This window comes from Aliirhizobium cellulosilyticum (assembly GCF_014198105.1).
Taxonomy (GTDB): Bacteria; Pseudomonadota; Alphaproteobacteria; order Rhizobiales; family Rhizobiaceae; genus Neorhizobium; species Neorhizobium cellulosilyticum.
The window spans coordinates 105,971-130,310 of sequence record NZ_JACIGW010000005.1 but is presented as its reverse complement, the minus strand read 5'-3'; the positions used below and the strand labels follow the sequence as shown (position 1 = coordinate 130,310).

Annotated in this window: 17 protein-coding genes; 6 read left to right on the top strand and 11 right to left on the bottom strand. The window is 56.6% G+C overall.

All coding sequences use genetic code 11. The features are described from left to right. Positions 1-5 precede the first annotated feature (5 nt). Together GGE33_RS19920 and GGE33_RS19915 are read right to left on the bottom strand one after the other, a co-directional pair. Entirely contained in the window at positions 6-791 is a 786-nt protein-coding gene (locus tag GGE33_RS19920; RefSeq protein ID WP_183827015.1) for a metallophosphoesterase family protein, read from the bottom strand. A gap of 100 nt (positions 792-891) precedes the next feature. Continuing rightward, the gene (locus GGE33_RS19915; RefSeq protein ID WP_183827012.1) at positions 892-1,731 is read right to left on the bottom strand and encodes a DUF6030 family protein; all 840 of its coding nucleotides are present in this window, start codon (positions 1,729-1,731) and stop codon (positions 892-894) included. Between the two features lie 329 nt (positions 1,732-2,060). On the opposite strand from GGE33_RS19915, the gene katG reads away from it, so the two are divergent. Next, positions 2,061-4,250, top strand: a complete 2,190-nt coding sequence (gene katG, locus GGE33_RS19910; protein WP_183827009.1) for a catalase/peroxidase HPI — start codon at positions 2,061-2,063, stop codon at positions 4,248-4,250. A gap of 107 nt (positions 4,251-4,357) precedes the next feature. On the opposite strand, the gene GGE33_RS19905 is transcribed toward katG, so the two are convergent. From GGE33_RS19905 to GGE33_RS19885, 5 genes are all read right to left on the bottom strand, one after another. After that, positions 4,358-4,504 carry a hypothetical protein gene (locus GGE33_RS19905; RefSeq protein ID WP_183827006.1) on the bottom strand — a complete coding sequence of 49 codons (147 nt, stop codon included), beginning with the start codon at positions 4,502-4,504 and terminating at the stop codon, positions 4,358-4,360. Between the two features lie 145 nt (positions 4,505-4,649). Then, positions 4,650-5,957, bottom strand: a complete 1,308-nt coding sequence (locus tag GGE33_RS19900) for a UDP-glucose dehydrogenase family protein (RefSeq protein ID WP_183827003.1) — start codon at positions 5,955-5,957, stop codon at positions 4,650-4,652. A gap of 115 nt (positions 5,958-6,072) precedes the next feature. Then, entirely contained in the window at positions 6,073-7,500 is a 1,428-nt protein-coding gene (locus GGE33_RS19895) for a mannose-1-phosphate guanylyltransferase/mannose-6-phosphate isomerase (RefSeq protein WP_183827000.1), read from the bottom strand. Positions 7,501-7,546: 46 nt separating this feature from the next. Further along, entirely contained in the window at positions 7,547-8,971 is a 1,425-nt protein-coding gene (locus GGE33_RS19890) for a phosphomannomutase (protein WP_183826997.1), read from the bottom strand. A 212-nt stretch (positions 8,972-9,183) separates the two neighbouring features. Beyond that, positions 9,184-9,819 (bottom strand): sugar transferase, encoded by a 636-nt coding sequence (locus GGE33_RS19885; protein ID WP_246436328.1) that lies wholly within the window; start codon positions 9,817-9,819, stop codon positions 9,184-9,186. A gap of 1,273 nt (positions 9,820-11,092) precedes the next feature. Here GGE33_RS19885 and GGE33_RS19880 point away from each other — a divergent pair. The 5 genes from GGE33_RS19880 to GGE33_RS19860 all read left to right on the top strand — a co-directional run bounded on the left by GGE33_RS19880 (position 11,093) and on the right by GGE33_RS19860 (position 17,635). After that, positions 11,093-12,319 carry an O-antigen ligase family protein gene (locus GGE33_RS19880; protein WP_183826995.1) on the top strand — a complete coding sequence of 409 codons (1,227 nt, stop codon included), beginning with the start codon at positions 11,093-11,095 and terminating at the stop codon, positions 12,317-12,319. 351 nt (positions 12,320-12,670) lie between these two features. Continuing rightward, the gene (locus GGE33_RS19875; protein ID WP_455423530.1) at positions 12,671-13,876 is read left to right on the top strand and encodes a polysaccharide biosynthesis/export family protein; all 1,206 of its coding nucleotides are present in this window, start codon (positions 12,671-12,673) and stop codon (positions 13,874-13,876) included. Between the two features lie 109 nt (positions 13,877-13,985). Continuing rightward, the gene (locus GGE33_RS19870) at positions 13,986-14,639 is read left to right on the top strand and encodes a hypothetical protein (RefSeq protein WP_183826992.1); all 654 of its coding nucleotides are present in this window, start codon (positions 13,986-13,988) and stop codon (positions 14,637-14,639) included. Between the two features lie 99 nt (positions 14,640-14,738). Continuing rightward, positions 14,739-16,952, top strand: a complete 2,214-nt coding sequence (locus GGE33_RS19865) for a polysaccharide biosynthesis tyrosine autokinase (RefSeq protein ID WP_183827487.1) — start codon at positions 14,739-14,741, stop codon at positions 16,950-16,952. A 65-nt stretch (positions 16,953-17,017) separates the two neighbouring features. After that, complete coding sequence (locus GGE33_RS19860; RefSeq protein WP_183826988.1) at positions 17,018-17,635, top strand: hypothetical protein; 618 nt, start codon at positions 17,018-17,020, stop codon at positions 17,633-17,635. 135 nt (positions 17,636-17,770) lie between these two features. On the opposite strand, the gene GGE33_RS19855 is transcribed toward GGE33_RS19860, so the two are convergent. From GGE33_RS19855 to GGE33_RS19840, 4 genes are all read right to left on the bottom strand, one after another. Continuing rightward, positions 17,771-18,361, bottom strand: a complete 591-nt coding sequence (locus GGE33_RS19855) for a transglutaminase-like cysteine peptidase (RefSeq protein WP_148147943.1) — start codon at positions 18,359-18,361, stop codon at positions 17,771-17,773. A 494-nt stretch (positions 18,362-18,855) separates the two neighbouring features. Next, on the bottom strand, positions 18,856-20,001 hold the full coding sequence (locus GGE33_RS19850) for a glycosyltransferase family 4 protein (protein ID WP_183826985.1): 1,146 nt from the start codon (positions 19,999-20,001) through the stop codon (positions 18,856-18,858). A gap of 108 nt (positions 20,002-20,109) precedes the next feature. Next, positions 20,110-21,279 (bottom strand): acyltransferase family protein, encoded by a 1,170-nt coding sequence (locus GGE33_RS19845; RefSeq protein ID WP_281388843.1) that lies wholly within the window; start codon positions 21,277-21,279, stop codon positions 20,110-20,112. 103 nt (positions 21,280-21,382) lie between these two features. Then, positions 21,383-24,169: a glycoside hydrolase family 5 protein gene (locus GGE33_RS19840; RefSeq protein ID WP_183833780.1), complete on the bottom strand. Its 2,787-nt coding sequence runs from the start codon at positions 24,167-24,169 to the stop codon at positions 21,383-21,385. Positions 24,170-24,340: the final 171 nt, after the last annotated feature.

The following is a 24,340-nucleotide window of genomic DNA, read 5'->3' as shown; positions in this document are numbered from 1 at the left end:
CACCCTCAGACGAAAGCCTTTTGGCTGCCATCTATCTTGAGCACGGTCAGTTTGCCTGAGTAATAGGCGCCCGTGTCGATGCCGATGCGGCCCATGCCGATATCCGGCGTCGGTTGCGGCGTGTGTCCGTGAACGATCAGCAACGGCTGACCCGGGCCTTGGCTCAGAAACGGTTCCCGGATCCACATCAGGTCTTCGTCACTCTGTTTTTCCATTGCCACCCTTGGCCGCAGACCCGCATGGACGAAAATGATATTGCCGATCTTCAGGCAAATGGGCAGGTTGGCCAGGAACTGTCTGTGGTTTGCCGGAATGGCCTCGGCAAGTACCCCTTTAAGATCGGTCAATCGCCCTTTTCTCCTGGCGGTAAGGTGATGGATATCGATACCGTAGGAGATTAACGTCTGTTCGCCGCCAAGGCTGAGCCAGTCGGTATAAAGCTCGGGTTCTTCGATGAACTTGCTGAAAATGTCGTCGTGATTGCCGCAGAGCGCAAGCCTGCGCAGGCCCAGATCACTGGGTTTCTGTAGATGTTCGATCACCTGATAGGAGCTTGGTCCACGGTCCACATAGTCACCAAGCAATACGATCAGGCCGGGACGGCCCGTTCTGGCTATGTCTGCTGCGATGCGGGCTTCGGCTTCCTGGAGTTCTTTCAGACAGCCATGCACATCGCCGATCGCGTAGATCGGATAGCTTGCGGGTTCGTCACCCAGATCTATCCGGCGTCGGGAAGGCGGAGAAGGCTGGCCCATCGGGCGCCCCTTCATCCAGCCAATAAGTTTGCGCATTTAGTGCCGCCAATCACAGACAGGTAAGTCCCATAGACAATGGGAACCCGCCCCTAAAGGAGGGTTAACATACTGTCGATATTCGCAAATCAGGCTGTCTTCAATCGTTTACTGCAGGCAGGGTTAAGAGACGCGGGACCCTTGCCGTCTTCGTTGCCTGTTTGGGCATGCCCGTTTCTTGTTTTGTCGGCCAAAGTCTTGGATGATCCGCCGGGATTTTCGATGTCCGGTCTGTGCCGATCAGATTATATCGACCAGGGTTGCCGAGTTCCTGTCGAAACGTCAGGCCTTGATAGCCTGCGTAGAAGTAGAAGTCCGCCTGGGTCGTGAGCATTTTCGTCAGTGTTTCGGAAAGAGCCGGGTCGCGCGGCATGGCGGCAGCCAGATGGAAAAAGGCGAGAGCCTGCGTCGCAAGCTCGCCATCCAGTTCGCCACTGGCGAGATTGAACTTCACGCGGATATTATCTGCTGGTTCATGAATAAGGCCACGGGCCTGCAGGAAAAGTGAGGCAGAGCGGTTCGCTCCGAGACCATCCCGCAGCATCGAACACTCCCAGCCGCGTTGCTCCGATTCGGCAAAAGCCGGTATTTCCTGCGCGCCTGCCGCCTGTCTGCTGCACATATCCGCCGGGGTAGGGTTGGCCTCGATAAGGCCGGGCGCGATGGTGAACCCGGGCCAAGGCCACCGGGAGATGGGTTTCGAAATCCTCGCCACCTCACTCGAGGTTGATACCGTCGCTACGCTTGTTGCCGGTACCGGAAGGGGAATGCCGAGAAACAGAGAAAGCGTCTTGAGGTTTCGTTGATCGTTGGCAAACAACACGGTTGCGGCAACCCCGCCGATAACCGCAAGAATCAACACGATCAGGGGCCAGCGTTTCGCCGGTCTAGGTGGTGAAGCGGCCATCCGGGAGTAAGGACGAGGGGCCATTGGATCCATGGCTCGGGGTGAATTTGCGGGTTCGGATCCGACGCGGCTGAGACGTTTGCCACGAAAATCTCCTCGCCATACTTATATCATTGAATTTCAGTAAGTTCAAAGTGCGCCACGCATCCCTCTCGCATATCGGCAATCCTTTATTTCGATATCTTTTTCCTATCGATATTATATTTAAATCCAACTTAAAACTATCGGTAAATCCGTTTATTTGATTTGCCGAAGAGAGGATCTGCACCAGCTTAACCTCATGCAACACAATGGAGCGCGAGGGCGATCTCACTCGATCCCGTCCTTCGCCAAGATATAACAATGACCGGAAGGAGATCGTCATGGATGCCAAGTCTAGCGAAAACAGTGGTAAGTGTCCCGTCGCCCACGGCAGCACGCCGCGTGGACGTTCGAACCGTGACTGGTGGCCCAGCCATCTGAACGTACAGATCCTTCACACCCACTCGTCGCTTGCCGATCCGATGGGCAAGTCCTTCGATTATGCCGAGGAGTTCAAGAAGCTCGATCTCGACGCGCTGAAGCAGGACCTTCACGCGTTGATGACCGACAGCCAGGATTGGTGGCCGGCCGATTTTGGTCACTACGGCGGCCTGTTCATCCGCATGGCCTGGCACAGCGCCGGCACCTATCGCATCACCGATGGACGCGGTGGCGCCGGCATGGGGCAGCAGCGCTTTGCGCCTCTCAACAGCTGGCCCGACAACGTCAACCTCGACAAGGCCCGTCGCCTGCTATGGCCGATCAAGCAGAAATACGGCAACAAGATCTCCTGGGCCGACCTGATGATCCTCACCGGCAATGTCGCGCTGGAATCGATGGGCTTCAAGACCTTCGGTTTTGCCGGTGGCCGTGCCGACGTTTGGGAGCCGGAAGAGCTTTATTGGGGACCTGAAGGTACCTGGCTGGGCGACGAGCGCTACAGCGGCGAACGTGAACTTGCCGAACCGCTCGGTGCCGTGCAGATGGGCCTCATCTACGTCAATCCGGAAGGCCCGAACGGCAATCCGGATCCGCTCGCCTCTGCCCGCGACATCCGCGATACCTTCGCCCGCATGGCGATGAATGACGAGGAAACAGTGGCGTTGATCGCCGGCGGCCACACCTTCGGCAAGACCCACGGTGCAGGGGATGCGTCCTTTGTCGGCATCGATCCGGAAGGCGGCGAACTGGAAGCACAGGGCCTCGGTTGGTCCAGCAAGTTCAACAGTGGCGTCGGTACCGATGCGATCGGCAGCGGCCTGGAAGTCACCTGGTCGCAGACGCCGACGCAGTGGAGCAACTATTTCTTCGAAAACCTTTTTGGTTTCGAATGGGAACTGACCAAGAGCCCGGCCGGTGCCCATCAGTGGGTGGCCAAGGATGCGGATGCCTCCGTGCCAGATGCATTCGACGGTGCAAAGAAGCATCGCCCGACCATGCTGACCTCCGACCTCGCTCTTCGTTTCGACCCGATCTACGAAAAGATCTCGCGTCGTTTCCTCGAAAATCCGGCCGAGTTCGCCGATGCCTTTGCCCGCGCCTGGTTCAAGCTGACCCATCGCGACATGGGACCGAAGGTTCGCTATCTCGGCCCGGAAGTCCCGGCCGAAGACCTGATCTGGCAGGATGTCATTCCGGCCATCGAGCATCCGCTGGTCGATGATGCCGATATCGCCAGCCTGAAGGAAAAGGTCCTGGAGACCGGTCTTTCCGTCCAGGAACTGGTCTCGACCGCCTGGGCCTCTGCCTCGAGCTTCCGCGGTTCGGACAAGCGCGGCGGTGCAAATGGTGCCCGTATCCGTCTGGAACCGCAGAGGAACTGGGAAGCCAACCAACCTGCACAGCTCGCCAAGGTGCTTGGCGTGCTCGAAGGCATCCAGCAGGGCTTCAATGCCGCCAATACGGCGGGCAAAAAGATCTCGATGGCTGACTTGATCGTGCTGGCTGGTGCCGCCGGCGTCGAAAAGGCCGCAAGGGCCGCAGGCCACAGCATCGTCGTGCCCGTCACGCCCGGTCGTGCGGATGCCGCGCAGGAGCAGACCGATGTTGCGTCCTTCGCTGCATTGGAGCCGCGTGTCGATGGCTTCCGCAACTATGTCAACACCAGGCGCCTACAGTTCCTCAAGGCTGAAGAAGCCCTGGTCGACCGTGCGCAGTTGCTGACGCTGACGGCCCCGCAGATGACGGTACTGCTCGCCGGCCTCCGTGTGCTGAAGGCTGGGGCACCGGAACATGGTGTATTCACCGACACGCCGGAAACGTTGACGAACGATTTCTTCGTCAATCTCCTGGACATGGGAACTGTCTGGGCACCTAAGGCTGGCGAGACCGGCGTCTACGAAGGACGCGATCGCCATTCGAACGAACTGAAATGGACCGGCACCCGCATCGACCTGATCTTCGGTTCGCACTCGCAGCTTCGGGCAATTGCGGAAGTCTATGCCCAGTCGGACGCGAAGGAAAAGTTCATCAGGGACTTCGTCAGTGCCTGGGTGAAGGTGATGAACGCCGATCGTTTCGATCTCGTCTGATGAGACCTTGGTTCCGGGCGGGTTTCTCGCCCGGAACTTTTTATCTCTTGGCCGCTGCCGGGCTGCAGTCGATGTCCCTGAGTGGAGACATCGTTTCTGTTGTTGGATTATTTGTCGACGCTGGCCGTCGTCATCGTATCTGTCGATGATCCGGAAAAGCCGGCGTAAAGCGCCAGCGTGCCATGAAGCAACCCGGCCCACATCATGATGGATACGGCAAACACCACGATCATATTGCGAAGGCGAGACGACATTGGGACCTCTTCAATGAGATCCCAATGTGCCACCTGAAAGTTTGCGCGACGTGAACCGGAATGGTTAGCAATCGGCAACGAAAATACCGCAGGTTTTAATAACCGGGCGGCTGGCGGTCGCAACAGGGGCCTGTCTACGGCTACTTCAACCGCTGTTCTTACCTATGCTGTGATATGCAAACCCGTGCGGTTCGACCTCATGAGCGCGATAGACATTGCGCAGGTCGACGAACACCGGAGTGTTCATGATCGTCTTCAGCCGGTCGAGATCGAGCGCCCTGAACTCGTTCCATTCTGTGACGAGCACCGCGACATCCGCACCTTCCGCCGCCTCGTAAGGATTGGCGGTAAAGTCGATCTCCATCATCTGACGTGCGTTGTCCATGCCCTCCGGATCGTAGCCGGCAACGATCGCACCGGCATCCTTCAGCGTCTGGACGATGGCAATCGCCGGACTGTCCCGCATGTCGTCTGTGTTCGGCTTGAAGGTCAGGCCGAAGATCGCAACCTTCTTGCCGCGCACATCGCCGCCTGCGGCTGCAATCACCTTGCGGCCCATGGCCCGTTTGCGGTTGTCGTTGATCGCAATCGTCGTCTCGATCAGGCGAACCGGGCTTTCATAATCCTGCGCGGTCTTGGCAAGCGCCAGCGTGTCCTTCGGGAAGCACGAGCCGCCGTAGCCGGGACCTGCATGCAGGAATTTCGAACCGATGCGGCCATCGAGACCAATGCCGCGCGAGACGTCTTGTACATCCGCACCAACCCGCTCGCACAGATCCGCAATCTCGTTGATGAAGGTGATCTTCATCGCGAGGAAGGCATTGGCTGCATACTTGATCAGTTCGGACGTGCGGCGGCTGGTGTAAAGAATTGGCGCCTGGTTGAGATAAAGCGGCCGATAGACCTCGTTCATGACAGGGCGGGCACGTTCGTCTGAAATCCCGACGACAATGCGGTCCGGCCGCTTGAAGTCCTCGATGGCAGCGCCTTCGCGCAAAAATTCCGGGTTCGAGACCACGGCAAAATCCGCATCCGGATTGCTTTCGCGAATGATTCGCTCGACCTCGTCGCCGGTGCCGACCGGTACGGTCGATTTGGTGACGACAACCGTAAAACCCTTCATCGCCTCGGCGATTTCCTTCGAAGCGGCATAGACATAACCAAGGTCGGCATGGCCGTCGCCACGGCGGGAAGGAGTGCCGACAGCGATGAACACGACATCGGCTTCGGCAACAGCCGGCGCAAGCTCGGTCGTGAAGGAGAGGCGACCTGCCTTGACGTTGGTTTCGACCAGCGCATCGAGGCCCGGCTCGAAAATCGGGATGATGCCTTGCCTAAGCGCCTCGATCTTCTCTTCTGCCTTGTCGACGCAGATCACCTTGTGACCGAAATCGGCAAAGCAAGCTCCAGAAACAAGCCCGACATAACCCGAGCCAACCATGACGATGCGCATAAAGCTGCCTTCCTATCAAATTATGCCAATCGATCGGTAAGACTTTTCGCCGACAGATCGATGACATCGCGTCCGGCAACACAAATACCGGCTACGCTTCTTGTTAGGGCAGCTATTACCCGCGTCCGAACTCATCGACAATGCGGATGATGTCGTCTTCCCCCAGATAGGAACCGGTCTGCACCTCGATCATTTCGAGCATGATCTTGCCGGGATTGGCGAGGCGGTGGACTTCACCCTGCGGAATGTAAACCGACTCGTTTTCGCGCACGATCTTGATCTCGTCGCCGACCGTGACTTCCGCCGTCCCCTTGACGCAGATCCAGTGTTCGGACCGATGATGATGCTTCTGCAGCGACAGCTTCTTGCCCGGTGTGACGAACAGCCGCTTCACTTGGAACCGGTCACCGTTGAGGATCGACGTATATCCACCCCAGGGGCGATAGGAGGTCGGATGGGTCTGGGTCAGTGCTGCAGTGCCCTTGGTCGATCCCAGAAGCTTGACCAGCGAGCCGACACTCTGGCTCTCGTCCAGCTTGCCGACATAGACGGCGTCCTCGCTGGCGATAACGGCAACGCCATCCAATCCCTGAACTGCGAGATGGCTGGTGCGCGACATGACGAGCGAATTGCGGGTGTTGACCACCGTGGCATTGCCGAGCGCGACGTTGCCGTCGGTATCCTGCTTACCGAGCTTCCATACCGCATCCCAGCTTCCCATGTCGGACCAGGAGAAGGAGGAGGGGACGACCGCAGCATTGGCCGTCTTTTCCATGATTGCGTAGTCGATGGAAATGTCGGTCGCCTTGCCAAAGGCTTCGGCATCGAGCCGCACGAAGTCGAGATCGTTCTGCGCCTTGGCAACGGATGCAGCCGCCGCATCGGCCACAGCCGGTGCATATTTCTGCATTTCGGAGAGAACCTGTGCGGCACCGAACATAAAGATGCCCGAGTTCCACAGGAAGCCGCCGGCGGAGAGCATGGCGGCGGCCTTGTCTGCATCCGGCTTCTCGACGAAGCGTTTCACAGCCTTGGCGCCATCGCCAAGATCCTTGCCGACTTCGATATAACCGTAACCGGTTGCCGGCTCGGTCGGCATGATGCCGAAGGTGACGAGCTTGTCGGCCTTGGCAGTCTTGAATGCGATGTCGATCGCTTCCTGATAGCTTTCGCCGGAGACGATCTCATGATCGGAAGCAAGAACCTGGATGATGGCGTCATCTCCGAATTTCTTCATCACGAAGGCGGCGGCAGCAGCGACGGCCGGTGCCGTATTGCGCGCAGTCGGCTCCAGCAGCACGCCGGAGAGCTTGATGTCCAGTTCGCGGGCCTGTTCGGCCACGAGAAAGCGGAAATCCTCGTTGGTGATGACGACAGGCGCCTCGTAGTGGCTGCTGTCGGAAATGCGCTCCAACGTCTTCTGGAACAGGCTGAGATCATCGGTGAACTGGATGAACTGTTTTGGCGCGCTCGCACGCGAAAGCGGCCAAAGACGTGTTCCCTTGCCACCCGCCATGATTACCGGAATGATCTTGTCAGTCATGCTTGCCCCGCCTTGTGCCGTTCTGTGTTCAGTGCCGGAATTGTCTTTAAATCTTGCGTTCGGTCGCAAAGCGCCGGATCAGCGCCAGGCCATCTTCAAGCAGCGCCGCAGCAGCCTCTTCCGTCCGCGCCTCGACATAGCAACGCATTTCGGGTGCATTGCCCGATGGACGCAGATGGATGATGCGGCCGTCCTCAAGGGTGACCCTCAAACCGTCGATATCGCTTTGCTTTGAAACTTTGCCGAGCGACGACAGGAAAGTCTCAAGGTTTTTGTCCGATTGCCTGAGATATTCCATCAGTGCGGAACTCGTCTCGATCGGAAAATTTTCCAGCCGGTCCGCCATGGCAACCGGCATCCGGAAATCCTCTGCCAGTTGCGAAAGGCGCAGTTTCTTTTGCGCGGCAAGCCAGAGAGGCCCCAATATGGGAAGAAAGCTGTCGCGTGTCGGCAGCGGGCGGATTGATCCGCTCGACAGGGAGAAGGTGGAGGCGGTCAGCAGGCCGCCATTGGCCTCGAACCCCATGACCTTCTCGCGCCCCGCGGCCAGTGCCTCGCTCATGCCGGCAATGACGAAGGGAGAGCCCACCCGCGTGCGAACCACGCGGAAGCTGCCGTTCGCCTCGATGCCGGAATTGGACGTGACCGGTGTCACGACAACGTCTGCGCCGAGGAAGAGGGAGGAGATCAATCCGAGCAGGTCGCCGCGCACCGGCTCGCCGGTTTCATCGGACAGGAGAGGGCGGTCTCCGTCGCCATCGGCTGAAACGATCGCGTCCAGACCATGTTCCCGAACCCATTGGCGCAGCGACGCGATCGTCTCAGGTGAAACCGCCTCGGTATCGACCGGAATGAAATCCTCCGAAAACCCGAGTTCGACAACCTCGGCTCCGTAGTGCCGGATCGCTTCGACCAGCAGGTCGCGTGCGACGGTCGAATGCTGATAGACGCCGATTTTTAGTCCGGTGAGCGCGCCGGCCGGCAGGATGGATAAGACACGCTTGGCAAACAGCGCATTCGCAGCTTCGCTTCTGTCGGCTGCCGTGCCAGGCGTTGCATCGATCTCGGCATCACCCAGTTCGGCGGCGATCGCCGAGATCTGCAATTCGTCCTGTTTGTCGATTTCGCCGTCGGCGCGATAGAACTTGATGCCGTTACGATCGGCCGGAATATGGGAACCGGTGATCATCAGCGAAGCGGCGCCAATCTCAAGTCCGTAAAGGGCAAGTGCCGGTGTCGGCAGCGCTCCGCAATCGAGTGGGACCAGTCCCGCGCGCTCCAGCGCACCTATGCAGGTTGCGGCGATGGACGGACTGGAAGGGCGGAAGTCACGTCCAACCAGAATATGATCTCCGGTCTTCGCAAGCCCGCTTCTGATCAGATGGGTCGCGAATGCCTGCGCATAAAGTGCTGATGCACGACCTTCGAGATCGGTAACCAGGCCTCTCAGTCCGCTCGTGCCGAATTTCATTGCCAATCCATCATATTGTAAGCTTCGTATACTTAGACGATACGCTAAGATTTTGCCCGACTTTCAGAAAATATATTTAACGCCTGAACTCTGCGACGGTTATCAGCAGAATACCCACCGTCAGCCGATTCAGCCTGAAACTTGCTTCGCAAAGCGGATGATAATGCGCATGGGGCGATTATGGCTTAGCACAGTTGCGCGCCAGGCCATGCTCAAAACCCGTTGCCGCCTTTGATTTCGGAGTAGACCGTTCCCGCCATGATTGAGATATCCATCCACAGAGAGAAATTCTGGACATAGTGGAGGTCGCAGGCAATGCGCGCCCTTGCCTTGGAGGCACGATCGGTCGGTCCTCTGAGGCCGCGCATCTGGGCAAGGCCGGTCATGCCGGGGCGCATTGTGTGCCGATCGTGATAGTCCGGCACGAGTTCTTCATAGGGTATGCCGGCCGCAAGCATCCCGACAGCGTGGCAGCGAGGGCCGACAAGCGACATGTCCCCCTTCAGCACGTTCAGCAATTGTGGCAGTTCGTCGATATTCAGGCGCCGGATGACCCGCCCCACTCTGGTGATGCGTGGATCATCCCGAACGGTCTGCGCAACTCCTGAGTGGTCGCATTGTTCGATATACATGGAGCGGAATTTATAGATTCTGATAAGCTTGCAATCTTTGCCCCATCGGTTCTGCCTGAAGGAAACCGGACCTTTGCTCTCAATCTTGATGAGTAGGCAGACAGTCAGCAGCACAGGTGCCAGAATTACCAGAGCATTGGCCGAAACTATGATGTCGATGAGCCTTTTGGCCACGAAATGCCAGTAAATCCTGGTCCGTAGCTGGTTCAACCCCAATTGCGATGCCGCGCTATTGGGAGATAATGTTTCGGGTCCGTCCAACTGTAGGATATTCACCGGATTCACCGCAAAAGTATATTATGGATCAACTTTATATTGATCTAATAGCGCACAACTATCGCGCTGTCAGCGAAGAAATTAAAAAAAGGTTAAATACGATGCCCGTTGCGATGTATATGCACGCGTGTGGGCTGCACTTAAGTGAACAATCCCAAGTAATATCGGTTGATCCGTGCCTGTTTATAGTGGGTCAGGGCGCATCCATCTCTCTCCTGGATGCGCGGTTTGCGTGCGCCTATGCCGTCCGTACGCCTTTGTTTTCGGGAGTTGTTGTGTGAATTTGCAATAACGCTGGGCGGGAAATGGTGCAACTTTGGCGTTATTGTCCGGAAGGTGTCGCGTTACCACATGTAAAATATGAACCCGATGACGAGTGCCCACATCGCCAGCGAGATACTGAAAACCAGGAGATAGTTTTTAAAACGCCTTGTCATGATTCTGATCATGCCTCGGCTTTGGCGATGGTTAAAACGCTGTCAAATTATATGGTTGATGTTCCTTTAATTGCGGCTGGCGCCAGACGCGCCGTTTCGGGAATGTGCATTGAAACAATACTACCTGCCTGTGGATGAGCGTTCCTGATCGACCCTTTCGACTGGCAGCTCGGGCGGGAGGGCGAGTTCGGCGACAGGTCGGCATGTTTCGTCGGCGAGTTCTTGAGGCTGAGCAGATCGGGCAGTCTCACTCGGCCGGCCGAATTTCTTACAGGAGGATCGCAAAGGACTGCGTGGTGCTTTTATCACCATCACCAAGATGGCTCGTTGCAGCTGCTTTCGGCTTGCATGGTGATGCGCACGGGTTTTTTAAGTGTATAAAAAATGCTTTGCTCTACTGTCGTTTATGCTTTCGTTACATCGACGTATTCGATACAAGCTCACGTCTGTAGCCGTGGCCGACAGTATGGATGCTGATTTCGACACTGCTGGCGGGTGCGGGAGCTTATGAGCTGTCTTGATGTCTATTGCGAAAGCGACCGGGCACAGGGCGAAGGGGCCTGAAGGGGATGATGTCGGAACTTTCGCTGGAACGAACCGGCATCAAGGGGCTGCGCTACATGCTGGTCTTGCTATTCTGGGGGCCGATCGTGATCGGGCTCCTGAATTACGGTGCCGTCGAGATCCAGACGGTCGCGCTAATGGTCGTGCCAGTCTTCTCGATGATCGCCGTTGTGTCGATCATAAACGGCATATCGGAGCGAACCAGGGTTGCCTTGGTTTCGGCTCTGGTTCTCATCATCATGGCTTTTGCGTGGGTTGCGCTACAGGTGACGCCCCTGCCTTCAGTTCTGTTCGCACAGCCTGCGTGGCAGGATGTTGCCGGCATTTCGCCCTCCGTCAGCGCCAGCATATCGCTTACGCCGGGAGACGACTGGCCATCTGCCTTGCGGATCGCTCTGCCGCTCGGGATATTTGTGCTCGCCTTACTGTTGTTCGACACTGATGATCGTGCAGTCGGAGCTGTCAAAGCCCTTGCGGTATCGGGTGGGATCGTTTCTGTCCTGTCTATCCTCCAATTCGAGATTGCGCCGGGTGCCTTGCTTTTCTGGCCCAAGATTGCCTATCTGGATAGCCTCACCGGCTTTTTCGTCAATCGAAATACCGCCGCCACCTACTTTGGTCTGATCCTCCTGCTGAACCTCGCCTTGCTTCTTCACGCGCTAGGTGATCCGGGGATCGGTTTTGCCGATTTGCGGCGCTGGTGGTACCGCGACAGCAAGTGGCGAGCGCTTGGTTATGGGCTGTGGTTTTCGACCTCGCTGATTGCGCTCATGTTGACTAAATCTCGCGCTGGTCTTCTTTCCTGCCTCGTTGCAATAACCTGCCTCCTTGTACTCCGGCTGTTCCGCCGGTCTAAAAGACAAAGAGTAGGACGGCCGTTTTCCGCACCGCGCATCGCGCCGTGGCTGAAGCGCAGCCTCCAATTGGTCGCCATCTTGCTGATCTTGTTGTTCGTACTTCAGATTTTCGGCGGCAGAACATTGTTGCGGGCCGAGACGCAAGGGGTTGGCGATAGCCGTTACTGCGTCATGCCGGGCATCTTGTCTGCAGTCGCCAACCAATTTCCCTGGGGGGCGGGCCTTGCAAGCTTTGAGGATGTTTTTCCCGGTTACCGCGATCCGGCTTGTGGCCTCTATGGTATCTGGAGCCGGGCGCATAACTTCTATCTGGAGGGAATTTTTACATTCGGCCTGATGTTTGTGATGATGGCGATGGTGGCATTTCTGATGTTGCTCCGCTTTTTCTGGATCGGCTTGCGGCAGCGGCGTGGGCTGCGCTTTGGGCCAGAGATCGGCCTTTCTGCTCTTTTACTTGTCGCCATCCATTCAGCCTTCGACTTTTCACTGCAGATCTCGGGAATGGCTGTCATTGTCGCGGTCCTGCTGGCGCCACTCGTAACAATCAGCCTGAACCCGCCAGGAAAATCATCATCGGCATGATGTCCGCGATGGTTGTGAAGGGTGGAAATGTCAATCCTTGGTTTTTCTTGTCGAAAATTGAGGACTGTTATTTCGCTGTGTTTTTCCCGCTGAGTTACTGGCAGAAAATCGGTTGCTGCTGCGATCAGGAATGAAGGTGATGCCTGTTAACTAAGCTTTTGAACATTTCATCGCCCAGTTGTTGTGCGGGATTAACTTAAGTGTAACCATTCGTTATTCGTGTATTTGTAATATGTTGCGAGGGCGCAACAGCTCGTCGGCAAGAACTACTTGTTTCAATTTGGTCGGGCAACCGGTCTGGCCAGAGCTGCTGGTTCATGCATATTGGCGACGGGTTCCAGGGGATAAAAAGTGAAAATCAAAGCCGCCGCTACTTTCTTCATCATGTCGACGACGGCATTGACGAGTTGCACATCCTTGCCGAGCTCCGGCCCGGCAGTGAAAGATGTCGAGGCGCAGGCGACGGCGAGGGTAACCTCTGCGAAAAAACCGCAGGCTGTTGGCATCGACTATGCTTTGGTCGATCTCAACAAGACCGTCCTGAATTTTGTCCAGTCGGCAACCACCACCTCGCTCGTTGGTGGCTTCGGTGGTGGGCGTGGTGGCGCTCCGAGCCTGCCTCTCGGTGTTGGTGACATCGTTCAGGTTTCCATTTTTGAATCGCAATCTGGCGGTTTGTTCATCCCCAACGACGCAGGCAGCCGTCCCGGCAATTATGTAACGCTTCCGCAGCAGACGATCGACCGCGATGGCACGTTGAGCGTTCCTTATGCTGGCCGTGTTCGTGCTTCTGGTCGTGCTGTTGAAGATGTCCAGCGTGACATTGAAGACGTTCTCGCTAACCGCGCGATCGAGCCACAGGTAGTCATAACGAAGGTTGAAAGCCGTTCGGCACAGGTTGCCGTTCTCGGCGACGTTCGCACTCCGTCGAAGATCGAGCTTACGGAAGCTGGCGAACGCATTCTCGACGTCCTTTCGGAAGCCGGTGGCTTGAGCGCGCCGGGCGTCGAAACATATGTGACGCTGCAGCGGCGTGGTAAATCTGCGACCGTACAGTACGATCATCTCGTGGCGACGCCGTCTGAAAATATCTATGTTGCTCCCGGCGACACGATCCTCGTTGATCGCGAGCGTCGTACCTATCTGGCCTTCGGTGCATCCGGCCTGAATGGTCGCTTCGATTTCGAGGAGTCGAATCTGACTTTGGGTGAAGCCCTCGGCAAGGCCGGCGGGCTTCTTGATGCACGGGCTAACCCGGCTCAGTTGATGCTCTATCGCACTGTGGAAAAGAGCTTCCTGTCCAAGCTCGGTGTAGATACGGCGAAGTTTGCGGGGGACACCGTTCCTGTCATCTTCCGCGCCAATCTTCGTGATCCCGCTGCGTTCTTCGCGGTACAGAAGTTCCCGATGCAGGACAAGGACGTCATCTACGTATCGAACTCCGACTCCGTGGAAGTCCTGAAGTTCCTGGAAATCCTGAATTCTGTCACGTCGACTGCTTCCGGCGTAACGTCCGACGCAGTATCCACGCGTGATGCTATTCGGGACCTAAACTGACGTAAATATTGGGTTTCTATCGTTATTAACTTTGGCTTAACCTTTAACTTGATCGTGGCATGTATCCGTGCAAAAGCTGCAGTCGAAGTGCCTAAGGTGGAGAAGTATAATGCGTGCTCGTTATATCAATAACATCACTAAAGTCGCCGCTGCAGGTGCGATTATCTCGGTAGTATTTGGAGTCGCGGGCGCCAGCGCTCAGACAAGCGCTCCGGCTGCAGGTTGTTTCGTTGAGCCGGCCAAGCTGCCGAACGCCGATATTCAGGCCTTTCTCGATGCTCCTGATGCATTGCTGACCCAGTTTCCATCAGGTGGCCTCACCCTTTCCAGCCAGGTGCGCTCTCTTGCCGGTTCCAGCGCCGATGCGCTCGCGCCGCTTCTGGCTCTTGCCAAGCAGGCCAGCCCATCCCAGGCCGCCGCGATCGGCGCCGGTCTCGCGCGCGTGGCTCGTTCATGCGTTGCGGCCGATCCTGAATATGTTGCCCAGATCCAGGCCGCAATTGCCGATGTGGAAGTGGCCGGGCTTGAGACTGCATTTACTTCAGGTCTGAATGAAACACAGACCGCGGCGCTCGGCGGAGGCGCTGGTGGCGGTGCTGCGGCGGCCGGCGGCGCATCTGCGATCGGCGGAGGAGGGGCCTCCGACGGTGGTGCCGGCACTTCCGGTGACGGCTCGACTTCAACGCCGACGACCGTGCAGACGTTCAGTCTGCGAAACGTTACTTATAACGGCGAGATAAGCTGCTCCACTCCGAACTGCTAAGCTATCCCACATCGAGGTCGTCAATTGCAGCTCCATAACCGGGACTTTCAGAGAAACTGGCGGGTTGACGACACGGATGACGATAATTCGCCCCGTGGCATAGACTTCGAGGCGATTTTCGCAATAGTCCGCCGGCAATGGTTGGTTGTTGCCGTCTGCATTGCTGTGGCGCTCGCTCTCGGCGTCGTGAACATCATCACCGCCGTGCCGCTTTACACTGCTAGCACGAAGATTCTGATCGACCGTGGTAACAGCGAGGTCGTCCAGCAGCTTTCCACCATCGGCGGTGTTACCGATGACGAGCCGACTGTCCTCAGCCAAGTTGAGTTGCTGATGTCGGATACCGTGGCTCTGACCGTGGTGGACAAGCTCGATCTGTCGAATGATCCGACATTCATGACCGCAAGACCCTCGTTGATACAGACGATCATGGGAACAGTGCGGTCGCTGGTAACGGTGACCGGTTGGCTTGGGTCCAAACCGGCTGAAATCCCGACAAGCGAGGAAAAGCGCCGTGCGGCCGCTGATGCGGTCCTTGCCAATATGAGTGTGATGAGGGTGGATCGCACCTACGTTCTGGAAGTAAGCTACAGGTCTCCATCTGCGGATATGGCAGCGCGCGTCGCGAACGCGATCGGTGACTCTTATCTCGTAGACAAGCTGAATTCGAAATATGATGCGACGCGTCGTGCAAGTGATTGGTTGCAGGATCGCATTGCGGAACTGCGCCAGAAGGCACTGGACTCCGATCTCGCGGTTCAGAAATTCCGTGGCGAGCATGGACTCGTTGCTGCTGGCAGCGTGCTGATGTCCGATCAGCAGTTGTCGGAATTGAACAGCGCATTGATCGTCGCTCAGTCCGATACGTCCAAGGCGCAGGCACGCCTTGAGCGCATCGAGAGTATCATTGCATCGGGCCAGTCCGATGCAATGGTGACCGACCTGCTCGACAATCCCGTCGCCAATGAACTGCGGCAGAAATATCTTGCTGCATCCAAGCGTGAGACGGAAATTTCCGACCGGCTGGGTTCGAACCACATTCAGGCTGCTCGCCTGCGTAGCGAAATGGCCGAATATCAGCGGCAGATGTTCGCTGAACTCAATCGTATCGCCGAGAGCTACAAGAGCGATCTCGACGTTGCCGTTGCGCGCGAGAAAAGCCTGACGCAATCAGTCAGCCAGGCCACGGGCGTGAGCGCGACCGCCAACCTGACCCAGGTTCAGCTGCGTGAACTCGAGCGCGAGGCAGAGACCTACAAGAATCTGTATCAGACTTTCCTTCAGCGGTATCAGGAAGCAATCCAGCAACAGTCTTTCCCTGTTACCGAAGCGCGCATTATTACCAATGCAGTGCCGCCGCCAGGCCCCAGCCATCCGAAGAAGCCTCTCACTCTTGCACTTTTCTTCCTTCTGGGGGCCGCTGCAGGTGCGGGCGTCGGAGGCTGGAGGGAATATCGGGACCGGTTTTTCCGTACCGGAAAACAGGTCCAGGATTACCTGGGCCTTGAATTCCTAGGTATGACGCCGCTTGTTCCGAATGCAGCAAACCCTGCCAAGAGCGGCGTCCAGCAAAAGCCGGGGCTCATTCAGAAAACAAGCCCGCTCGTGACTTATGTGGTTGAGCACCCGTTGTCACCGTTTGCCGAAACTCTCAGAAGCGCAAAGATTGCCGCTGATCTTCGTTTTTCGGATAAGCCCTGCAAGGTGATCGGCATCGTGTCGTCACTGCCGGCCGAAGGAAAGTCTGCGATCTCGATCAACTTCGCCGAACTTCTTGCTCGCCAGGGCAGCAAAACGCTTCTGATCGATGCTGACCTTCGCAATCCGGGTACTACGCGAGCCATTGCACGGCATGCCGAAGCAGGCTTGCTGGAAGCGCTGCTGGACGGTCAGGACCTCGATCGCCTGCTCTTGAGCGACGATGCAACCGGCCTGTCGGTATTGCCGGCCGTAGTGCGCCAGAGAACGCCGCACTCTTCCGAACTGCTGGCTTCGTCAGGCATGCGAGGGCTGCTGAAGAAGGTGAGCGAACAGTACGATTATATTGTTGTCGATTTGCCGCCGCTCGGCCCTGTCGTGGATGCGCGCGCAATTGCAGATCGCATCGATGGCTTCATCTTCGTGGCGGAATGGGGCGCGACGGCGCGCCGGGTTGCGATCGAAGTCCTAAATGCAAATCCGCAGGTACGGGACAAATGCATCGGTGTGATCCTCAACAAAGTCGATCAGGATCGATTGAAGCTGTACCACGACTATGGCTCCAACGATTACTACTACTCCCGCTACTCCCGCTATTATCACGAGTCTAATTAAACCACATGCATCGTGGAAGAAGCCCTGCGCTTGTCGGCATCCTCCTCGCGCTGTCGATCTTTGTCTTGTGGCTTTCCGCGACACAGATCTCGCGTTTTGTCCGCTTCGGTGCGCTTTTGCCGATGGCTCACCGCCTTGAAAGCGGCACGCCAACGGCAACACAGGCGGTCAGGGAGCTGGTTCCTGTTGCGGAGGGTGTAAGGGAAGCCGGCATCTGTCAGGGGATATTCGTCAAAAGCGGTTACACCATTTTGCTGGCGGAGCTTGATACTGAAAACCAGGATACCGGTTATGATAGCTGGGTGATGGCCATGGAGCGCGCCGAAGCCTTTGGTCGCCACGCACTGGGTTGTTTACCTACGAATGGGGACTTCTGGCTTAAGTTGGCCAGATTGCATCAGGCGACCGGCGAACAGCCGGGCGAAATGCTTCAGTTTCTGAACAATTCCCAGCTATACGCACCGGCGGAGCCACAGGTTCTGGCTGCGCGTTACGCTTTTTATGGACATCTCACGGAGGCAAGCCTGCAACTCGTCGGCGAAATTATTGCCAATGATGTCCGGGCGATATGTTCTGCCAGTGGCAACGATATGCGTCGTTTTCTGGCTCCGCCTTCACAGGCGGTTCAGCGCGTCATCAACGACGTGCAGCCCCAGTGTGTTGTTCCGAGGAAGCCGGTCTGAAGCCTGCTCAGCAGGCGCGACTGGGTCAAAAACTGAAGGGCCTGCCCGAAACTTGCAATCCGTTACGAGATGAGTGCAGGCGTGAAAACAGCCCGCCAAGACCTTGCGAGCGAATCCGAATGGACGTTGAAGGCGTCAGATGTCGTACCACAGGCGAGGATTGTCACCGGACTGGATCTTGATCCATTTCAGATCCGTCTGGTTCCAGGCCCTGACCGCCGAGCTCCGGTTGTCGAGCACCAGATCCCCCTCGGATGTGCGAACGACAAGTACGGCATGGCCTTCTCCGGCACGGGTTTTCGCAACTGCGATACGAAGGCTTCTGGTCGGCCATCCGGCCTTGATCAGCTGATGACGTTTTGTCAGCGCAAAGTCTTCGCAGTCGCCCGCCGTGACGTCCTGTGCCCACACGTCGTCGCCGTCATCGTCATTCTGCGCGATGATCGTTCTGTTCACCGTGGAGTTGATGCGCAGCAGTTCGGCCCGTAACGCAGGGGTCAATGTGACTTCCGCATCGCCGCGGCCTGCATCGCAGCTTCCACTATTGTCCTTGCAGAAGCGCACAAAAGCGAAGGGTGCCAGGGTAAACTTTGTCGCAGTGATAAACTGGCTGGGAGGCGCGCTGCGCAAAGGGCGCGCAAGTCCCGCGGCAGGGCCGGCGAAAGCGCTACCCACACCGAGGGCCGATGATATCAGCAAAGCAGCCAGAACAGTCTTGGCAAGCATGATGCTCTCCGACGAAAAGTACCTGGGATCGTTATCTGATCCCGCCTTCTCAAGGGTGTACCACCTGCGATTTTCTGTCTGTTTAAGTGCAATGCTCGAATTTTAGCGAACGGTTGCTAATGGTATCAATTCGGACCGGGCCAATACGTGGAGCCGAATTTGCGAGATGCTACTCGTCTGGCTCAAACCATGTCGGCTTCAATATAATAAGCCCAATGACAAGGGGAACCATGATCGCCGCACTAAGCCGCTGTGGCCACCCGTGCAAATTCGATCCTGCTTTCTTTTTATTGCCGTTAGCGGATGCTCTTTCGAGGTGAAACACCGCCATTGATGCCTCCCGTATTTTTATTAGTAAGTCATAATGTAATTGACGGTCACAATCAATGGATGCGCGTTTGTTCCGCGCTTGCAATATATTGATGGTAAACAACGACCTGTTCCTGCCCGGTATATGGTATGCCAGAGACAGGCATCTCGTTGGGCAAACCCGTTCAGGATTTGCGGCAGAGTGCTATGTAATCGTCGGCGATAGTATCCCAGCGAAGCGTGTCAGCGACCTTGATGGCGCCATCTTCGGCTTTCCGTCGCCATGCGCTGAGGTCTTCGCGGCGGAACTCGATGATAGCCGCGGCAATGCTTTCGGGTGTCACCGCATCCTGTATCAGCTGGCCGGCGAGCCCTCGCTCGAAAAGCTCATCGAGACCGCCTGATCTCGTGCCGATCACTGGTCTTGCCGCAAGTGCGGCCAGAACTCCGACGCCGCTCTGGGAGTTGAAATTCTGATAGGCGAGCATGAAGCAGTCGACTGTCGCGATGAGATTGGGAAGCGCTTCATCCGGCAGGAAACCTTCTCGGACATCGAAGCCAGCAGGGTCTTCGGCGATGGCCGCAAGGCATTCGTCCCAGTAGCCAGGCTCCTGTTTAAGCGGCTCGCCTGCAAGCACAAGGGTTACATCCGATCCGGCACGACGCGCCAGAGCGACCCCCCGAATGACCTCAAGCACGCTTTTGTTCCGCCTCAGCGAACCGAAGATGAGCAACCTGCCGGAGCCGGGAAGCGGTGTTGCCTTGCCGACGGTAAATGGACCGTGCGGGATCACGTGAATTTTGCTGTCGCGAATGCCGAAATCTTGGATTAGCGCGTCTCTTGCCGCCGGCGTCAGAGTAACCAGCATCGTCGACAGACGATATGATAGCGCATGGGCGCCGCGTTCGATCCCGCGAAGTGCTTTGGGAAGTGCCCAGGCGTGTGGTTGCGCATCGTGCACAATGAAGATCACTTTCGCGCCCGTCAGGCGCAGGATTGCAAGCATCGGCAGCGTGAAGAGCAGCGGCTCAGGAATTGTGAAGATGAAATTGCGTGTGGTGAACCTGAGCTTCAGGACGGAAAAGACGCTGAGCCCGATGCGGGAGAGGGACGCGACGATCCTCTTGATCTTCGGGTGATCTCCCACTAGTTCGCGTGGCTGGGCGATGCGGGTAAGATTAGGGTGTCTGGGATCACGTTCAGCGGGATCTGCAAGTGGCGCGACGAAGGCGATGGTTGCACCTTGCTCGGCAATCGCTTGAGCCAGCATCTGGGCAACCCATGCGGCACCTGATCTCCAGGCCTTGGTCATCAGGCAAATCTCAGGCATGCAGGTCCTCGGCAATAGGGTTCAATTCGACTTGGGTTTATATCGCTGCGATCTTCAATGTCTTGAAATTAGGGCAGGGTGGGAAGGAGAAACCCGTGCGGCGCCTGATCAGCTTGGGCTCGCGGCAGAACTCGTCTGCACGGAAGTCTGGAGGCGTGACGGTGTGGCCTCCACCGGAGCGATCCGATGTCCGAACCGCTTGCGAAGCCCCATGATGGGCTTCTCGAGCAGATAATAGGACAGGATGGCAAAAACGAAGGCGATCGCGAATTCAACCCAAGAAATGATTGCGTGGGGTAGCAATTCGAGCCAGGCCGAAAAGAAGAAAACGACGGCTCCATGCCACACATAAAGCGAATAGCTCAAAGCCCCGACCCAGATCATAACCGGAAGATTGAGGACGCGGTTGAAAAGCGGAACCGGCTTGGCGAAGATAACCGATGCCAGGATCGGCATGAGCGCAAGGCCTTGGAAGGTAAACCGCCACGTATTCTGGAAATAGCTGTCGCGAAGGGCAAAGGTTGCCAGCATGATGGCCACCGAGACGAAGAACACGGACCTTCTGGTCATGAACGTGATCAGGCGGCGGCCCCAGTCAAACTCCGGCAGGCAGGCAAGGATCGCGCCGAAGGCGATGGAATCGAACCTTGTTTCTGAGCGCTGGTATAGTTCGAGCGTATTGACGATGCCCGGCTCGTTATAGGCATAGATGAGCCGCAGGCAGAGCGCGATCACGCAGATCGCCAAAGCCAGCATCAGCATTTTCTTGGCCTCACCCCGCATCAGAACCAGTGCGAGCGGAGCAAAAAGATAGAAGTGCTCTTCCACCGATAGCGACCAGAGTATCCCGACGGGCAGCGTCAGCGGGTAACCCATATGATCGTAGTGGATAATCAGATAGTTCACGAAGTAGAAAAAGACCGATGCGACTTCGACTGGAACGACAGGCTGTCCGCGAAGCATCATGGTGGTCGCGGTGACGCAGACATAGACGATGAGGACGGGATAGAGGCGCAGCACTCGGCGGATGTAGAAGTTTTTGAGGCTGATACCGCCCGAATTCTTGTTCTCGGCCAGCAGCAGTCTTGTGATCAGGAAGCCGCTGAGTACGAAGAAGACCTTCAGACCGATCGCGCTTATTCCGACAAGGCTTGAAGGAAGCAGCATGTGGCCAATCAGGACCAGCAATATGCTGCATCCACGTACGCCGTCGAGAGAGGGGACATTTCCGGAGCGTGCTGGCCATTCCGCAGGTGAAAGATGCAGTCTGCCAGTCATATTTGGCGTGCCCCGAGATTAAAATCGTGAATATATTTCAATGGTCCCAATAACACGGAAAGGATGAGGCACCCTCTTCAGTCTTCAGGCTCGCATATCACGACTACACTAAATCATAATGCGGGGATACGACAGTAGTGTCGTCGAAGGCGTTAAATATATGGTTAGCGGTGGAAAAGACCTCATCAGCATAACCGGCCTCCGCGAAAGAGAAGGTTTCGTCGCCGAAATTCGCACCGGCCTGATCGTCGAGTGCAAAGGCATATGTGTGGGGGGAGGTTTCGTCGCCCGCCGCTGCGCTTTCGAAATAGGCGGCATCGACGCTGTCGCCGGCCACCAGGAAGCTCATTGAACCGGCACCGTCATTGGAATGACTGTCGAACGTGGTGTACGCGACCAGCTTCCAGGAGGCATCATAGAGGCTGGTCGATGACGGATGACCCTGCTGCTCGGCTGTGAAAACCTGAACCTCGTGCGTTCCGTCATCGTTATCCGTCTGGATCTTCGAAATCTTGCCATCCGCGTCATAATCGGTGCGGGACTGCAGCTTCCAATCGACATAGACTTCGACCTGTTTGATGTCGTCGGTACCTGGAACGAAACTCGTGAGGGTGTTGAGGCCGTTCTCGCCAGCGACGTTCACAACAGTCGTGTGGCCGAGTTCATCGAAGTAGCTGACGCTGACGAGCTTCCATGACGCATCATAGAGGGTCGTGGATGTTGGATGATCCTGCTGTTCAGGCGTGAAGGTCTGAACTTCATGCGTGCCTTGGCCATGATCCGTCTGGATTTTCGAGATAGAACCGTTCTCGTCGTAATTGGTGCGAGACTGCAGCTTCCAGTCGACATAGACCTCGACCTGCGAAACGGCATTGGTGCCGGCAACGAAACTCGTCAGCGTATTGACGCCATTGTCTCCGGCAGCGTTGATGACGCTAACCCGACCATTCTCGTCGAAATAGGTGACGCTGATCAGCTTCCATGATGCATCGTAAGCGGTGGTGGAAACGGGGTTGGTCTGGTGCGTGTCGTCATAGTTCTCGATCGTCCGGCTGCCGTCTGCCTCGACATGCTCGACCGTAGTGATGAGCCCCTTGGCGTCATAGGCATATTGGACCGATGAAACCACCACGCCATTTTCGATGACGACGGTGGAATCCACGAGCGCGGAACCCGGTGGCGCATATGTGCTCGTCGTCTGTCCGGCCTCGCTATAGGTCGTGAGCGAGGCGAGCTTTCCTTCCGCAGTCAGATGTTGCGACTGCGACAGCGCATCGCTTCCACTTTTGTAGGAGGTAATCGTCCGGCTGCCATCGGCTTCGTAGGAAACCTGCCGCGTTGGATATCCCTTGGAATCGTAGCTCGTCGTACCCGAAACCGTCCAGTTCGCCGCATATTCCGTCACGGATTGGATAATGCCGGTCTTGGCGTTGAAGGTTGAAAGGTCGTGACTGCCGTCTGCGTTGTCGACCTGCCGCCCGGTCAGGTTTCCGGAGGCATCGAAACTGTCGCGGCTGACGAGCGTCCATGAGCTGTTATAGACCTCGATCTTGGTCAGAACGCCATTTTCGTAAGTCTCGCTTATATGCTTTCCGTCGATATGCTCGGTTACATAATTCAGGCTGCCATCCGCGTGATAGCTGGTCTCCTGATAGGCTTCATGGGCACCGGGCTCATAGAGCTTTTCGATCGTGATGCCGGCCGCATCGGTGACGCTTTCCTGAATGTGTTCGTGATCGGAATTGTAGACCGTTTCGGTCGCCGGGTAGGCCTTGCCAGCCTCGCCGTAAACGGTAACGGTTATGCCTCCATCGACCGCAATGACCGCTTTTGAGCTCAGGTTGCCATCGGCATCGAAAATGCTGCGAGACAAAAGCTCGCCGTTCTTGGTGAGGACGTCGCTGAGCGTGACTGTTTTGCCATCCTGGGCATAGACATCGTGACGGACGGTCCCATCCTTGAGGACCGTCTCTGTAACGACCGCACCGGTATATTTTTCCAGCACGTCCATTTGAGGTACGTCCAGAACACCGAGGTCAGGCTGTACAGTGTAGATATATGTCGGGTTCGCCATTCCCGCGACCCAGTAGGATGCGGAGGTCCAGACGTCGTCATTGGCCTGCAGATAAGCCATCATCTTGTCGAGTGCTTCGAGCGCCTGCGGATTGTCCGCTACGCCGAATTCGCCGAGATAAAGCGAAACGCCGTTTGCACGTGCCCATTCGGTAATGGCAGTCAGTCGTTCCACGCCGATATCTGCCGAAACGACCCACTCATGCTGGCCGGAAGTGTCGTCGAGATACTGATGGACCTCGATTGCGTAGTTGTTGGCGGGGTCGACGATGGCGCCCTCGGCGCCGATGATCTTGGCGTTGTCGCCGCTCGTCCAACTCCACGCGCCGGTCCAGCCGATACCCGGCACCAGCACTTGCTGGGTGGCGCCGGTCTCGCGAATGGCGGCGATCGCAGCGTTGCTGATGGAAAGCCAGTCGCTGGCATTCTCCTGTTGCGGCTCGTTCATCAGCCCGAAGCGAACGTTGCTGTCATCCGCAAATTCGCTGGCGATCTTGCTCCACAGGTCGACGAATGACGAGACCGGGACCTCCGGGCTGCCAATCAGCTGGTCGTTGTATCTTCCATAATTATGAACGTCCAGGATGACGCTGATGCCTTGGGAAGCCGCATAGTCGACGACCTGATGGATGCTTTTGAGAAGATCAGCGTTGAGGGGGCCATCAAGCGAACTCTGCATCGTCTCCCAGTTGAAGGGCAGGCGGATGTTTGTGAAACCCTTAGAAGCGAAATAGTCGATCTGCGATGTGGTTGGCACCATGTAGGTGCCATCGAAGACCCAGTCTGCTCCCCAAAGATTAATACCAAGATCCATCATCGATACCCCTTTTAAGTATGGGGGTGTTTTACGGATCCGCTTTCACTTTCAGGAAAAAATAAAATTTAGAATTTTATCTATCTGGTCTTTATTTGGGAATTTACGCGGTTTTATGTCGGGAAACGCCCGAAGATGGTAAATATATACTACCTATCCTTGTTGTATATTTGT

Bases quoted from the DNA above. Each gene is read 5' to 3' on its own strand.
- GGE33_RS19920 (WP_183827015.1), bottom strand. From the start codon at position 791: ATGCGCAAACTTATTGGCTGGATGAAGGGGCGCCCGATGGGCCAGCCT.
- GGE33_RS19915 (WP_183827012.1), bottom strand. From the start codon at position 1,731: ATGGATCCAATGGCCCCTCGTCCTTACTCCCGGATGGCCGCTTCACCA.
- katG (WP_183827009.1), top strand. From the start codon at position 2,061: ATGGATGCCAAGTCTAGCGAAAACAGTGGTAAGTGTCCCGTCGCCCAC.
- GGE33_RS19905 (WP_183827006.1), bottom strand. From the start codon at position 4,504: ATGTCGTCTCGCCTTCGCAATATGATCGTGGTGTTTGCCGTATCCATC.
- GGE33_RS19900 (WP_183827003.1), bottom strand. From the start codon at position 5,957: ATGCGCATCGTCATGGTTGGCTCGGGTTATGTCGGGCTTGTTTCTGGA.
- GGE33_RS19895 (WP_183827000.1), bottom strand. From the start codon at position 7,500: ATGACTGACAAGATCATTCCGGTAATCATGGCGGGTGGCAAGGGAACA.
- GGE33_RS19890 (WP_183826997.1), bottom strand. From the start codon at position 8,971: ATGAAATTCGGCACGAGCGGACTGAGAGGCCTGGTTACCGATCTCGAA.
- GGE33_RS19870 (WP_183826992.1), top strand. From the start codon at position 13,986: ATGCGTGCTCGTTATATCAATAACATCACTAAAGTCGCCGCTGCAGGT.
- GGE33_RS19855 (WP_148147943.1), bottom strand. From the start codon at position 18,361: ATGCTTGCCAAGACTGTTCTGGCTGCTTTGCTGATATCATCGGCCCTC.
- GGE33_RS19850 (WP_183826985.1), bottom strand. From the start codon at position 20,001: ATGCCTGAGATTTGCCTGATGACCAAGGCCTGGAGATCAGGTGCCGCA.
- GGE33_RS19845 (WP_281388843.1), bottom strand. From the start codon at position 21,279: ATGACTGGCAGACTGCATCTTTCACCTGCGGAATGGCCAGCACGCTCC.
- GGE33_RS19840 (WP_183833780.1), bottom strand. From the start codon at position 24,169: ATGATGGATCTTGGTATTAATCTTTGGGGAGCAGACTGGGTCTTCGAT.